The organism is uncultured Megasphaera sp., assembly GCF_958350005.1.
Classification (GTDB): domain Bacteria; phylum Bacillota; class Negativicutes; order Veillonellales; family Megasphaeraceae; genus Megasphaera.
Genome location: NZ_CATWFF010000031.1, coordinates 1 through 15,525, shown reverse-complemented (window position 1 = coordinate 15,525; position 15,525 = coordinate 1). Strand labels below are relative to the sequence as shown.

The 15,525-nt window shown below is 48.3% G+C and carries 9 protein-coding genes; all 9 read left to right on the top strand.

All coding sequences use genetic code 11. From position 1 onward, the window contains the following. The first annotated feature begins 80 nt into the window (after positions 1-80). Positions 81-1,991 carry a fructose-1,6-bisphosphatase gene (locus tag Q3886_RS03225; protein ID WP_301859729.1) on the top strand — a complete coding sequence of 637 codons (1,911 nt, stop codon included), beginning with the start codon at positions 81-83 and terminating at the stop codon, positions 1,989-1,991. A gap of 151 nt (positions 1,992-2,142) precedes the next feature. After that, positions 2,143-3,402, top strand: a complete 1,260-nt coding sequence (gene tyrS / locus Q3886_RS03220) for a tyrosine--tRNA ligase (protein ID WP_301859728.1) — start codon at positions 2,143-2,145, stop codon at positions 3,400-3,402. A gap of 225 nt (positions 3,403-3,627) precedes the next feature. Further along, on the top strand, positions 3,628-7,341 hold the full coding sequence (gene rpoB, locus Q3886_RS03215; protein ID WP_301859727.1) for a DNA-directed RNA polymerase subunit beta: 3,714 nt from the start codon (positions 3,628-3,630) through the stop codon (positions 7,339-7,341). 24 nt (positions 7,342-7,365) lie between these two features. Next, positions 7,366-11,616, top strand: a complete 4,251-nt coding sequence (gene rpoC, locus Q3886_RS03210) for a DNA-directed RNA polymerase subunit beta' (protein ID WP_301859726.1) — start codon at positions 7,366-7,368, stop codon at positions 11,614-11,616. 204 nt (positions 11,617-11,820) lie between these two features. Next, positions 11,821-12,066, top strand: coding sequence for a ribosomal L7Ae/L30e/S12e/Gadd45 family protein (locus Q3886_RS03205; protein ID WP_301859725.1), 246 nt, complete (start codon positions 11,821-11,823; stop codon positions 12,064-12,066). Positions 12,067-12,146: 80 nt separating this feature from the next. Then, positions 12,147-12,521, top strand: a complete 375-nt coding sequence (gene rpsL, locus Q3886_RS03200; protein ID WP_301859724.1) for a 30S ribosomal protein S12 — start codon at positions 12,147-12,149, stop codon at positions 12,519-12,521. A 54-nt stretch (positions 12,522-12,575) separates the two neighbouring features. Continuing rightward, positions 12,576-13,046, top strand: a complete 471-nt coding sequence (gene rpsG / locus Q3886_RS03195) for a 30S ribosomal protein S7 (protein WP_006941712.1) — start codon at positions 12,576-12,578, stop codon at positions 13,044-13,046. A gap of 37 nt (positions 13,047-13,083) precedes the next feature. Then, entirely contained in the window at positions 13,084-15,156 is a 2,073-nt protein-coding gene (gene fusA, locus Q3886_RS03190) for an elongation factor G (RefSeq protein WP_301859723.1), read from the top strand. 28 nt (positions 15,157-15,184) lie between these two features. Further along, positions 15,185-15,525: GTP-binding protein (locus Q3886_RS03185; protein ID WP_301859722.1), on the top strand; the 341-nt coding region annotated here is incomplete at its 3' end.

Genomic DNA, 15,525 nt, shown 5'->3' with positions numbered 1-15,525 from the left:
GTGTACAATAAGTATATCTGAGCGCATACGTGTTGCTGAAACGTATAACCTAATACTACAGAAAAGGGGCTTATGGACCTATGAATTCATGTAAAAAATATTCACCAGAATACCTGCGGTATTTGGAATTGCTTTCAAAGGATTATAAAAGCCAGGCAGAGACGATTACAGAAATCATTAATTTACAGGCCATTGTGAATTTGCCGAAGGGGACGGAACATTTTATGAGTGATCTCCACGGAGAATATGAGGCATTTTACCATATTCTGAATAATTGTTCCGGCGTCATTCGTGAAAAGGTGGACATGATTTTTTCCCAGTCTATGACGGCAGAAGAACGGGATGACTTGCTGACCCTTATTTATTATCCTAAGGAAAAGCTGGATATGCTTCAGCGGGAACATGTGATTTCCGATATATGGGCACTGAAAACGTTGGAACGCCTGGTACAGCTGGTAAAACTGCTGTCCTCTAAATATACGCGCTCCAAAGTGCGTAAGGCCATGCCGGAAGTATTTCGCTTTGTCATTGACGAACTGCTCCATGCCCAGCCTGACGAAGATAAAAACCGTCGGGTCTATCATATGAAAATACTGGATACGATTCTGGAGACAGGCAGTACGCGGCAGTTTATTTATGCCCTGACCGCTCTGATTAAGCGCCTGGCCGTCGATCATCTGCATATTATTGGCGACGTATATGACCGCGGTCCCCATGCGGATAAAATTGTCGATTACCTTATGCATCATCATTCTATGGATATTCAGTGGGGCAATCATGACATCCTCTGGATGGGTGCTGCTGCCGGCAGTGAGGCCTGCATCATTAATGCGCTGCGCAATAATGTACGGTATCATAACCTGGAAATACTGGAAAGCGGCTATGGCATCAGTCTCCGTCCCCTGGCTTTGTTTGCCATGGCGACGTATACGAAAGATGACGGCATCGATCCCATGGTGAAAGCAATTAATGTCATGTTGTGCAAACTGGAAGGGCAGGTTATTATTCGCCATCCGGAATACAACATGGACGATCGCCTTCTGTTCCATACCATTAACTGGCAGGAAGGAAAGATTGAGCTGAATGGGAAAACATATCCGCTGACGACGGCAGACTTTCCTACAGTAGATCCAAAAGATCCGTATAAACTGTCGCCGGAAGAACATCAGATCATTGCAGCGATTCAGTCGGAATTTCTGGAAAGTGAACGGCTCCAGCGCCATATACGCTTTTTCTACAGTCATGGCTCGCTGTATCGCAGCTATAATAACAATCTCCTCTTTCATGGCGGGGTGCCGCTGAATCCGGACGGTACCTTTAAAGAAGTGTTTCTGGACGGCAAGCCTTATAAAGGCAAGGCTTTTATGGATATGGTGGACTTCATTGCCCGTCAGGCCTATCAGAAACGGGATACGAACAGCCTGGACTATATGTGGTACTTGTGGTGCGGCATCGATTCTCCCGTATCGGGCCGAGTCGTCAAGACCTTTGAACGGAGTTACATTGCCGATCAGGAAACGTGGAAGGAACCGCAAAATGATTATTACCGCCTGAACCGGCAGAAAGAAGAATGCGTTAAAATACTGCACGAATTCGGGATCGATTCGCCGCAGGGCCATATTATTAACGGCCATACGCCGGTAAAAGTCAAGAAAGGGGAAAGTCCCATTCGGGCAGAAGGTAAGGAAATCTGCATTGACGGCGGGTTCTGCAAAGCCTATCAGGGTTCGACAGGCATTGCCGGGTATACGCTCATTTTTAATTCTCATGGCATTCGCATTAAAGCCCATTATCCTTTTAAAGATGTGCGTCAGGCTATTATGAATAATGCCGATATTGATTCAGAATCTACTCAGGTTGAACTGGAACCCAAACGAGTCATGATTGGCGATACGGATAACGGCAAAAAGCTGATTCAAATGATCGATGACCTTCGTGCCCTGCTGAATGCCTATCGTCAGGGCTGGATTATTGAACAGTCCGTGCAGTAGATGATATTTATACGTGCCTGCCATTGGCATATGTGGCCGGAAAAGTTTTCGTCTCTTTATTGACGGAAGCAGACCAGGTAGGTATAATTGGATACATTGATGAGTATAAGAACTTACGGTTTAAAATAATGATATTAAAGGAGCGGGTTCGATGAATATTATTGATGAATTAACCTGGCGTGGCGCTGTCAATCAGATGACAGACGAAGAGGGACTGCGTAAGCTGACGGAAGAAAAGAGCATTTCTTTATACTGTGGCGTAGACCCGACAGGTGACAGCATGCATATCGGGCACCTCATTCCTTTTATGATGCTGAAGCGGTTTGCCATGGCCGGCCATCATCCTTATGTCGTCATCGGCGGCGGCACCGGCGTTATTGGCGATCCCAGCGGACGCAAAACAGAACGGCAGCTGCAGACGATTGAAAAAATCCATGAAAATGCAGAAAAGCTGAAGGCCCAGTTTATGCACCTCTTTGGCGACTCGTCCAATATTTCCTTCGTCAATAACTACGACTGGCTGAGCAAGATTGATCTGCTCAACTTCCTGCGCGATTACGGCAAGCTGTTCAGCGTCAATACGATGCTGGCTAAAGAAGTCGTTTCCAGCCGGCTCGAAGGCGGCATATCCTTTACGGAGTTTTCCTATCAGATTCTGCAGTCCATTGACTTTGAACAGCTTTTTGTTCACCACGATGTGCAGCTGCAGATTGGCGGTGCCGATCAGTGGGGCAATATTACAGCCGGTATCGATACGATTCATAAGATGCACGGCAGCAACGCTCAGGCCTATGGCCTGACGATTCCCCTCATGCTGAAGTCGGACGGAACGAAATTCGGCAAGACTGCCGGCGGCGCTGTCTGGCTGGATCCGGAAAAGACTTCGCCTTTTGAATTCTATCAGTTCTGGCTCAATCAGGATGATGCTGACGTCGTCAAATATCTGAAATACTTCACCTTCCTCAGTCAGGAAGAAATTGCCGCACTGGCTGAATCGGTCAGGACGGAACCGGAAAAACGGCTGGCTCAGCGCCGTCTGGCTGAAGAAGTGACGACTTTTGTTCACAGTGCGGAAGCGCTGCAGGAAGCCCGCAATATTACGGAAGCCCTGTACCACGGCAGCATTGCTGATCTGACGGAACACGAACTGGAACAGGCTTTCGGCAAAATGCCGACAGTGGATGTGACGAACGAAGCAAAGAACGTCGTCGACTGGCTCGTCGACTCGACGATTTACAAGTCCAAACGGCAGGCCCGGGAAGATATTACTCATGGCGCAGTTACCATTAACGGTGTGAAAGTAGAAGGGCTGGACGAAGTGGTTACGCCTCATAAGAATTCTAATGGCAAATATGTCATTGTCCGCAAGGGCAAGAAAAAGTATACGCTGGCAAAAGTGCATGGTGCGTAAAAAATAATTCAATAACATATTGACGGAAGATAAAACATGTGCTATAATAACTCATTGCAAAAATGTTCAATGATATTGTGAGATACATGGAGGAAAAACTTCCGCAAAGCAAAAAAATTAAGCAAGGTTCAGGGTATTTAAAGAGCCTTGCTTTTTTGTCGCTTTACGGATGTTTTTGCGACGCTATCTATATGGTGTACTTTTTATAAGGGGTGAAGGATCAGCATGTTCAAACCTGTACAAGTAGGGAAAAGAACTCGATATACGTATGCTAAGATTAACGAGGTCTTGAAAATGCCGCATTTGTTGGATTTGCAGAACAAGTCCTACGAATGGTTCCTTGAAAAGGGATTGAAGGATATATTCAAAGACATTTCTCCTATCGAAGATGCATCGGGTAATTTATCTTTATCCTTTGAAGATTTTAAGTTGGGGGAACCGAAATACGACATCCGCGAATGTAAAGAACGGGATACGACCTATGCCGCTCCGCTTCGCGTCCAGATCCGCCTGGTGAATCATGAAACAGGGGAAATTAAGGATCAGGAAGTATTTATGGGAGATTTTCCTCTGATTACAGATACAGGTACGTTTATTATCAACGGGGCAGAACGTGTTATTGTCAGTCAGCTTGTTCGTTCTCCTGGCGTATATTATGGCCGTGAAATTGACCCCATGGGTATTCGGCTGTATAATTCCACGGTTATTCCGAACCGCGGCGCATGGATTGAACTGGAAACAGATACGAACGATATTGTATATGCCCGTATTGACCGGAACCGTAAAATTCCTGTAACGGTTCTGATCCGGGCACTCGGCTGGTCTTCCAATGCCGATATTTTGGATCTCTTCTTTGATGACAAACGACTGAAGGCAACCTTTGAAAAAGATACGACAGAAAACCAGGATGAAGCATTAGTTGAAATTTACAAAAAGCTCCGTCCCGGTGAACCGCCTACTGTAGAAAGTGCCCGCAATTTATTTGAAGGCCTGTTTTTCGATCCCCGGCGGTATGATATGGCCCGCGTCGGCCGTTATAAAGCCGGCAAGAAGCTGGGCTGGGAACGGCGTCTCTTTGGTCTTACCCTTCATGAACCAATCGTCAATGCCGAAACCGGTGAAGTCGTCATTGATGCTCATACGGAAATCGGTTCGGCAGAAGTGGAAAAGATCAAGGAAAGCGGCGTTTTCTCCGGCGATGGCCTGGTAGAAGCATTTGTCGAAAAGCAAGATGGCTCCGTATACAAGATTATCTGCAATAACAGCAATCTGCCCTATGACCACCGCACGATTACGCGGGAAGACATTATTGCTCACATCGACTATCTTCTCAACCTGATGGATGGGTTTGGAACGATCGATGATATTGACCACCTGGGCAACCGCCGTCTCCGCTGCGTTGGCGAACTGCTGCAGAATCAGTTCCGCATTGGTCTGACCCGAATGGAACGGGTTGTCCGGGAACGAATGACCATTCAGGACGCAGAAAGCATTACGCCTCAGGTGCTTATCAATATTCGGCCTGTCGTTGCGGCAATTAAGGAATTCTTTGGTTCCAGCCAGCTGTCCCAGTTCATGGACCAGACGAACCCGCTGGCAGAAATTACGCATAAACGCCGTCTGAGTGCTCTTGGCCCTGGCGGTTTGTCCCGTGAACGTGCCGGCTTTGAAGTTCGTGACGTTCATCATTCCCATTATGGCCGCATGTGCCCTGTTGAAACGCCTGAAGGCCCGAACATCGGCCTCATTTCCTCGCTGGCATGTTTCGGTAAGGTCAATGAATTTGGCTTTATTGAAGCGCCCTATCGCCGGGTAGATAAGGAAACTGGCGTCGTTACGGACCAGGTTGTCTATATTACGGCTGATGAAGAAGAACAGTATATCATTGCCCAGGCCAATGAACCGCTGACTGCAGACGGCCATTTCGTCAATGAACGCGTTGCCTGCCGTCACGGCGAAGATACGCGTGAATTCCCTGGTGACCGCGTCGATTTCATGGACGTATCTCCTAAGGAAGTCGTATCTGTCGGTACATCTATGATTCCGTTCCTGGAAAACGATGATGCCAACCGTGCGCTCATGGGGGCAAACATGCAGCGTCAGGCTGTGCCTCTGCTCCGCACGCAGGCTCCTCTTGTCGGCACAGGGATGGAATATAAAGCTGCCTGTGACTCCGGGGTCTGTGTTCTGGCAAAACATGGCGGCGTCGTCAGCCGTGTAACAGGCGACGAAATTCAGGTGCGGACCGATGCAGGTTCTGTTGATACATATAAACTGATTAAATTCGTCCGTTCCAACCAGAGCACCTGTATCAATCAGCGGCCCCTGGTATATAAAAATGACCGCGTTGCCGAAGGTCAGGTACTGGCCGATGGGATGGCAACAGATGGCGGCGAACTGGCACTGGGATACAATATCCTGGTAGCATACATGCCCTGGGAAGGGTATAACTACGAAGATGCTGTTCTGCTCAGTGAAGATTTGCCGAAAAACGATTTGTATACATCCATTCATATTGAAGAATACGAATGCGATGCCCGCGATACAAAACTGGGTTCAGAAGAAATTACCCGGGAAATCCCCAATGTCAGTGAAGACAGCACGAAAAATCTCGATGAAAACGGGATTATCATGATCGGTGCCGACGTATTCCCAGGCGATGTGCTGGTCGGTAAAGTTACGCCGAAAGGCGAAACGGAACTGACGCCGGAAGAACGGCTGCTGCGGGCTATTTTCGGCGACAAAGAACGGGAAGTCCGCGATACGTCTCTGCGCGTGCCCCATGGTGAATCGGGCAAGGTTGTCAACGTCCGTATTTTCTCCCGGGAAAATAACGATGAACTGCCGCCTGGCGTCAATCGCCTGGTTCGCGTATATATTGCGCAGAAGCGGAAGATTCATGAAGGCGATAAGATGTCTGGCCGTCACGGGAACAAAGGTGTCGTTTCCCGCGTTATGCGGCAGGAAGATATGCCGTTCCTTCCCGATGGCACACCTGTTCAGATCGTACTGAACCCCTTGGGCGTTCCGTCTCGAATGAATATCGGTCAGATTCTGGAAACCCATCTTGGCTGGGCTGTCCATGAATTAGGCAAACAGATTAAAAATATGAATCCTGGCTTGGAAGCAAAACTGCGGGAAGCAGGATATGATTTTGATGCGTACGGCATGCCGAAACCGGATAAAGCGGGTATTCACATTGCAACACCCGTATTTGACGGCGCTCAGGCAGAAGATGTATTTGATGCATTGAAATTAGTCGGTCTGCCGGAAGATGGCAAGTCCGTATTATACGACGGCCGTACAGGCGAACCGATGGATCGCCGCGTTACTGTAGGGTATACGTACTTCCTTAAACTGCATCACCTGGTTGATGACAAGATTCATGCCCGTTCGACCGGCCCGTACTCCCTGGTTACACAGCAGCCGTTAGGTGGTAAAGCACAGTTTGGCGGCCAGCGTTTCGGGGAAATGGAAGTTTGGGCCCTGGAAGCATATGGCGCAGCATATACACTGCAGGAAATGCTGACTGTCAAGTCCGATGATGTTGTCGGCCGTGTCAAGGCGTATGAAAAAATTGTCAAAGGCGAAAATATTCCGGAACCAGGCGTACCGGAATCGTTCAAGGTACTGCTGAAAGAACTGCAGGCTATTGGCCTGGATGTGCAGATTCTCAACGAAGACGGCGAAGAAGTGGTCATTAAGGAACTGGATGATGACGACGATGTGGAACCGGAACAGGCTGATGAACTGCGCCAGGTTATGGAAGGGGAAGATAGTCTTCCTGTTTCGTCTGGAACCGGCGCAGCTGATTCAAGCGATGACACTGCTGAAGAACCGACGGCTAACGGCGAAGACGATGATATCATGAGTGCCATGAGTCTCGATGCAGTGGCTGAAGCAGAACAAGATGACGATAAGATGAATGATGAAGAGTAATAGACGAGAAGGGAGCGGTTATTTGTGCTTGATGTGAACGAATTTGATTCCATGCGGATTGGTTTGGCTTCTCCGGAAAAAATCCTCGAATGGTCTCACGGCGAAGTCAAAAAACCGGAAACGATCAATTACCGTACATTAAAGCCGGAACGGGACGGTCTGTTCTGTGAACGCATTTTTGGGCCTACGAAGGACTGGGAATGCCATTGCGGCAAATATAAACGGATTCGATATAAAGGCGTTGTCTGCGATCGCTGCGGTGTTGAAGTAACGCGGGCCAAAGTTCGCCGCGAACGGATGGGGCATATTCAGCTGGCTACGCCTGTATCGCATATTTGGTATTTTAAAGGCATTCCCAGCCGGATGGGGCTGATCCTCGATATTTCTCCGCGGTCGCTGGAAAAAGTACTGTACTTTGCTTCGTACATCGTGTTGGATCCCGGTGATACGCCGCTGACAAAACAGCAGCTCCTGACCGAAACGGAATACCGCCAGTATCTGGATATGTACGGTGATAAGTTCCGCGTCGGCATGGGTGCCGCAGCAGTCAAGGAACTGCTGCAGGGGCTGAATCTGGAAAAACTGAACAAAGAACTGCGTGATGAACTGCGCGACTCTTCCGGTCAGCGTCGGGTTCGGGCCATTCGCCGTCTGGAAGTCGTCGAAGCATTCCGTCATTCCGGCAATAAACCGGAATGGATGGTCATGGATGTTATTCCCGTCATTCCGCCGGAACTCCGTCCTATGGTCCAGCTCGATGGCGGTCGCTTTGCCACGTCGGACTTGAACGATTTGTATCGCCGCGTCATTAACCGTAACAACCGGCTGAGCCGGCTGCTGGAATTAGGCGCTCCCGATATTATTGTACGCAACGAAAAACGTATGCTCCAGGAAGCGGTTGACGCCCTTATCGATAATGGACGCCGCGGCCGTCCTGTAACGGGGCCGGGCAATCGTCCGCTCAAATCCCTTTCAGATATGCTGAAAGGGAAACAGGGCCGGTTCCGTCAGAACCTGCTGGGCAAACGTGTCGACTATTCCGGCCGTTCCGTTATCGTTGTCGGCCCGGAACTGAAAATGCATCAGTGCGGGCTGCCGAAAGAAATGGCACTGGAACTGTTCAAGCCCTTTGTCATGAAAAAGCTCGTGGAAAAAGGCATTGCTACGAACATTAAAAATGCCAAGAAGAAAGTAGAACGAGTCAGCAATGAAGTATGGGATGTACTGGAAGATGTTATTCAGGAACATCCAGTACTGCTGAATCGTGCGCCGACACTGCACCGTCTGGGCATTCAGGCTTTCGAACCGATTCTCTGGGAAGGCCGTGCCATCAAACTGCATCCGCTGGTCTGCACTGCTTTCAATGCCGACTTTGACGGTGACCAGATGGCCTGCCATCTGCCTTTGTCTGTAGAAGCTCAGTCAGAAGCGCGTACCCTCATGCTTTCGGCTCATAATATTTTGGCGCCGAAAGACGGCAAGCCTGTTGCTGTTCCGACACAGGATATGGTTTTAGGTGCGTACTACCTGACACTGGTTAAACCAGGTGCCTATGGAGAAGGCAAGATGTTTGCCAGCTATGATGAAGTCATGCTGGCTTATGATGCCAAAGCTATTGATGTTGGTGCCCTCATTAAAGTTCGCATCCCCGGTCACGGTCTGATTGAAACGACAGCAGGCAAGCTGTTGTATAACTTCCAGATCTTCGAACCGCTGCGGCTGTATCATACGGACAAGATCATGGTATTTACGAATCCGGAAGATGCCGTATTTGCCTATGAAAACGGTGTTATCGATTCGACCCATTTTGTTAAAATCAAGAATAAAGACGGCTATATCCTGGATTACGGTTTCTCGCAGCTGAAAGAAACCTTTGGCGTCGATCTCCTGAGTATCCGTCCGTTGCCGGCTCATAAGATTGATAAAGAAGCCGTTGCCGCTTTCAAAGAAGGCAAAGAGTTTGTTGATGTCAACTGCCTGGGCATCCTGATGAGCAAGAAGCAGATCGGCAAGCTTGTAGATGCATGCTTCCATTTAGTCGGCAATACGAAGACTGCTGAATTACTCGACCATATTAAAGCTATTGGTTACCATTATGCCCGTCAGGCCGGCATGTCCATTGCTATTTCGGATATTCAGATTCCTGCTGAAAAGTGGGATATTCTGGGCAAGGCAGACAAGATGGTTCAGAACGTATCCAAAATGTACCTTCGCGGCTTGATTACAGAAGATGAACGGTATCGGAAGACCTGTGCTATCTGGGAAAAAGCGACGGAAGATGTTACGGAAGTCATGATGGACAACATGGATCCTTTCAACTCCATTTTCATGATGGCTGACTCCGGTGCCCGTGGTAATAAACAGCAGATTCGTCAGGTTGCCGGCATGCGTGGCCTGATGGCTGACCCGTCTGGCCGGATTATCGACTTGCCGATTAAAGCAAACTTCCGTGAAGGCCTGTCTGTACTGGATTACTTCACATCCAGCCATGGCGCCCGTAAAGGTCTGGCTGATACGGCACTGCGTACAGCTGACTCCGGGTACCTGACTCGTCGTCTTGTCGACGTATCGCAGGACGTCATTGTCCGTGAAGAAGACTGTGATGTTTTCGGCATCGATCTCGTCCGTGAACGGGCCCGTCTGGCAAGTTCCTGCCGTCAGGCTGTCAACTTGCTGCGGGAAAAACTGATTGGCCGCGTCCTGGCCAGAGCTGCAGCAGATCCGGAAACGCAGGAAACGGTCTTTGAAGAAGGTCATTTGCTGACTACCGATGATATGGATCTGATTATTGAACATAAGCTTCCCAAATTATATTTGCAGGGAACGCAGATGGACATCAATGATGACATGAATCATACGAACCTCATTGAAACCGTTGTACTCGGTGCTCCGGAAGAAGGATTCCGGGCAGCTATTCGGAAGACAATGGTCGAAAACATGCTGGGAAAAACGGTGGAATCGGCAGTTATTGATTCCAATGGCCTGGAAGTATGCCCGGCCGGCATGCCGCTGACTGAAGACGTAATCGAACGGATTCTGTCCAGTGATGTCGATGAAGTAAAAGTCCGCAACAACGATATCCGCGGCGTCGAAGTGACAGCTATCGTCGAAGGCGATGGTGTTATTGAACCGCTGGAAGAACGGATTGAAGGCCGGACGGCAGCAGAAACGCTGGTTAACCCGAATACAGGCGAAGTCATTGTACCGCTCAATGAAGAAATCATGGCCGATCAGGCTAAGGAAGTTGCCAAATATTATGACAAAGTACGGATTCGTTCCGTTCTTACCTGCCACAGCCGGTACGGTGTCTGCGCCAAATGCTATGGCCGCGATCTTGGTACAGGCGGCAAGGTTAATGTTGGTGAATCTGTTGGTACCATTGCTGCCCAGTCCATTGGTGAACCGGGCACGCAGCTGACCATGCGTACGTTCCACACTGGCGGCGTCGCATCAGCCGGCGATATTACACAGGGTCTTCCCCGTGTCGAAGAATTGTTTGAAGCACGGAAGCCAAAGGGCAATGCTATTATTACGGAAATTGACGGTGTTGTATCCATTACGGAAAAAGAAGACCATCATGATATCCACATTGTCCATGTAGTCAATAAAGACGGCGAAGAACGGAGCTATACCATTCCTTATGGCGCTCATTTAGTCGTTCACGAAGGGGATGTCATTGAAAAGGGCAGCCGTATTACGGCGGGCTCCATCAATCCTCACGACATTCTGCATATTCTGGGTGTAGAAGCGACACAGCGCTATTTGGTATACGAAGTACAGAAAGTATATAAATCACAGGGCGTTGGTATCAACGACAAGCACATTGAAGTCATTGTCCGGCAGATGCTCCGCAAGATGAAGATTGAAGATGCTGGCGATGCCGATTTGCTTCCTGGCGATTATGTCGATGTCAATGTCTTTGAAGACATGAATCATCGGCTCGAATCGGCAAACAAAAAGCCGGCTTTAGGCAAGCCCATGCTTCTCGGTATTACCAAGGCGGCACTGGCAACGGAATCGTTCCTGTCTGCCGCATCGTTCCAGGAAACGACCCGCGTCCTGACAGATGCTGCTATTAAAGGCAAAATCGATCCGCTCCTGGGTCTGAAGGAAAATGTTATTATTGGCAAGCTGATCCCTGCCGGTACCGGCATGAGCAGATACCGTAAGGTCAAGGTTGTCAAAACGGTTCCGTCTATTAATTATGAAGATGAAGACGGCAATCCTGTAGACAGCAGCTCTTTGGCTGAACATTCTCCTGAAGCAGGACACTAACAGCATAAATTCAACAGAGATCTGAGTATTTCAGGTCTCTGTTTTTTTATATGATACGCACGGAAAAGTGTAATAATAAATCTCTTAGTTACGCAGTTTTTACGAAAAACACATTGACATCCAGAATAGGGAATGCTAAAATATCTAAGTGTCGCAGCGATAGGACTGCGCCTAATTTGCAAAACGAATAAGGAGTGATGTTTCGTGAGCTTGGAAATAGCCAGCAATGTCCGCAAGACTGTAGGGGCAAAGCAAACGCTGAAAGCAATGAAACGAAACGAAGTCACCCAGCTGTACATTGCAAAAGATTGTGATGAACAAGTCGTTGCACCGCTCATTGCATATGCTGAAGAAACGGGCATTGCCATTGACCGGTCGAATACGATGATGGAGCTTGGCCTAGCCTGCCATATCAAGGTAAAGGCCGCTGCAGTGGGTCTGCTTAAATAATTTTGGTAATATCATCTACTGGCATTTTGCCATTTGGTGATTACATTATAAATCTAATTGTTTGGAGAGGAGGTGCCCATATGCCAACAATCAGCCAATTAGTTCGTAAGGGTCGTGAAGTTTCCACGAAAAAATCTACGGCTCCGGCTTTGAAAAACTGCCCGCAGAAGCGCGGTGTCTGCACTCGTGTATACACGGCTACACCGAAAAAACCTAACTCTGCTCTGCGTAAAGTTGCCCGTGTTCGCTTGACGAACTCTATCGAAGTAACAGCTTATATTCCTGGCATTGGTCACAATTTACAGGAACACAGTGTTGTATTAATCAGAGGCGGTCGTGTTAAAGACCTTCCTGGTGTACGTTATCACATCGTCCGCGGTGCTTTGGATACGGCAGGCGTATCCGACCGTCAGCAGTCCCGTTCTAAATACGGCGCTAAGAAAGCCAAGAAATAAGATTTCTGCTAAGATGAATTTTGATGACTTACATAATATAGGGAGGAATTAGACATGCCAAGAAAAGGCCCAGTGCCGAAGCGTGATGTGCTGCCGGATCCGGTATATCATTCCAAATTGGTAACACGCTTCATTAACAAAGTAATGCTGGACGGCAAAAAAGGTGTCGCTGAATCCATCGTATATGATGCATTCGACATTATCCGTTCCAAAATGAATAAAGATCCAATGGAAGTATTTGAACAGGCTTTGAACAATGTTATGCCTGTTCTGGAAGTTCGTGCCCGTCGTGTCGGCGGTGCCAACTATCAGGTTCCTGTCGAAGTACGTGCAGACCGCCGTCTGTCCCTCGGTATCCGTTGGACTGTTGGCTATGCCCGCAAACGTGGCGAACGTACGATGAAAGAAAAGCTCGCAGCTGAACTGATGGATGCGTTTAACAATACTGGCGCAGCTATTAAGAAGAAAGAAGATACGCATAAGATGGCCGAAGCCAACAAGGCTTTTGCTCATTATCGCTGGTAATTTTTTGATATTTGTTATTTGAGGAGTGGAAAAAATCGTGCCAAGAGAATTTTCTTTGGAAAAAACGAGAAATATCGGCATCATGGCTCACATCGATGCTGGTAAAACCACGACAACAGAACGTATCCTTTTCTACACCGGCCGTGTTCATAAAATCGGCGAAGTGCATGAAGGCGCCGCAACGATGGACTGGATGGCACAGGAACAGGAACGTGGCATTACGATTACTTCCGCAGCTACGACAGCTCACTGGAAAGGATATCGTATCAACATTATTGACACTCCGGGGCACGTTGACTTCACAGTAGAAGTTGAACGGTCCCTCCGTGTTCTTGATGGTTCTGTTGCTGTTTTCTCTGCTAAAGGCGGCGTTGAACCGCAGTCTGAAACTGTATGGCGTCAGGCAGAACATTATCATGTTCCCCGTATTGCCTTCATCAACAAGATGGATACGACAGGCGCAGATTTCCTGAACTGCGTACAGATGATGAAAGATCGTCTGCAGGCAAATGCAGTAGCCATTCAGCTTCCGATTGGTGCTGAAACGACATTCCGTGGCATTATCGACTTGATTACGATGAAAGCTGAAGTGTATGAAGATACGCTTGGCAAGGAAATCGAAGTCGTTGATATTCCGGATGATATGAAAGAAGAAGCTGATAAATATCGGCAGATCATGTTGGAAACTGTCTGCGAAACAGATGATGACCTCATGATGAAATACCTCGATGGTGAAGAACTCTCCATTGAAGAAATTAAAGCAGCTATCCGTAAAGCCGTCGTCACGAACAAGTTGTTCCCCGTTCTCTGCGGCTCGGCTTATAAGAACAAAGGCATTCAGATGCTTCTGGACGCTGTTGTTGACTTCATGCCGTCTCCGCTGGATATTCCGCCAGTTGCCGGCACGAATCCGGATACAGGCGAAGAAGATCACCGTGAAGCCGATGATAATGCACCGTTCTCCGCTCTGGCTTTCAAGATCATGGCCGATCCTTTCGTAGGTAAACTTGCGTTCTTCCGCGTTTATTCCGGTACTCTTCAGGCAGGCACGTATGTGTATAACTCCACGAAGGGCAAAAAAGAACGTGTTGGCCGTATCCTGCGTATGCATGCAAATCATCGTGAAGAAGTGCAGGAAGCATACACCGGTGACATCGGTGCTATTGTCGGTCTGAAAGATACGACGACAGGCGATACGCTCTGCGATGAAAAACATCCGATTATCCTTGAAAAAATGGAATTCCCGGAACCGGTTATTTCCGTCGCTGTTGAACCGAAAACAAAGGCAGACCAGGAAAAAATGGGTATTGCCCTGGCTCGTCTGGCTGAAGAAGATCCTACCTTCAAAGTCAAGACCGATGCTGAAACGGGTCAGACCATCATTTCCGGTATGGGCGAACTCCATCTGGATATTATCGTTGACCGTATGTCCCGCGAATTTAAAGTAGACTGCAATGTCGGCAAACCGCAGGTAGCATACCGTGAAACCATTCGCAAAGATGTCAAGTCCCGTGGTTTCTTCAAACGTCAGTCCGGCGGCCGTGGTCAGTACGGCGACTGCTGGCTTGAACTGATTCCTCAGGAACAGGGCAAAGGCTACGAATTTGAAAACAAAGTCGTTGGCGGCGCTATTCCGAAGGAATATATCGGTTCTGTCGAAGCTGGTGTCAGAGAAGCTATGGAAACTGGCGTACTTGCCGGCTTCCCGATGGTAGATATTAAAGTCGTTGTTTATGACGGTTCGTATCATGAAGTCGACTCGTCTGAAATGGCTTTCAAAATTGCCGGCTCTATGGGCTTTAAAGAAGGCGCCAGAAAAGCAGATCCCGTTCTGCTGGAACCGTACACGAAAGTTGAAGTTGTCGTTCCGGAAGAATACATGGGCGATGTTATTGGCGACCTGAATTCCCGTCGTGGCCGTGTAGACGGTATGGAAATGCGCAATGGCGCTGAACATATCGATGCATTTGTCCCGCTGGCTGAAATGTTTGGCTATGCAACGGATTTGCGTTCCAAGACGCAGGGCCGTGGTGTTTACACAATGACTTTTGACCACTACGAAGAAGTTCCTAAGAGCGTAGCTGAAAAGGTCATTAGCGATAAAGGCTAAATTTTAATTATACTGGAGGAACTGCACAATGGCTAAAGAACATTATGAAAGAACCAAACCGCATGTTAACATTGGTACGATTGGTCACGTCGACCACGGCAAAACTACGCTGACCGCTGCAATTACGAAAGTTTTGTCTAAAAAAGGCTTCGCAAAATTCGAAGACTATGCAGATATCGATAAGGCTCCGGAAGAACGGGAACGTGGTATTACGATCAACACGGCTCACGTTGAATATGAAACGGAAAAACGCCACTATGCCCATGTAGACTGCCCGGGGCACGCTGACTATGTTAAAAACATGATCACCGGCGCTGCTCAGATGGACGGCGCTATCCTCGTCGTATCCGCAGCTGACGGCCCGATGCC

What these genes read in the sequence shown, in the direction of transcription:
- Q3886_RS03225 (WP_301859729.1), top strand. Translation starts at nt 81, where the DNA reads ATGAATTCATGTAAAAAATATTCACCAGAATACCTGCGGTATTTGGAA.
- tyrS (WP_301859728.1), top strand. Translation starts at nt 2,143, where the DNA reads ATGAATATTATTGATGAATTAACCTGGCGTGGCGCTGTCAATCAGATG.
- rpoB (WP_301859727.1), top strand. Translation starts at nt 3,628, where the DNA reads ATGTTCAAACCTGTACAAGTAGGGAAAAGAACTCGATATACGTATGCT.
- rpsL (WP_301859724.1), top strand. Translation starts at nt 12,147, where the DNA reads ATGCCAACAATCAGCCAATTAGTTCGTAAGGGTCGTGAAGTTTCCACG.
- rpsG (WP_006941712.1), top strand. Translation starts at nt 12,576, where the DNA reads ATGCCAAGAAAAGGCCCAGTGCCGAAGCGTGATGTGCTGCCGGATCCG.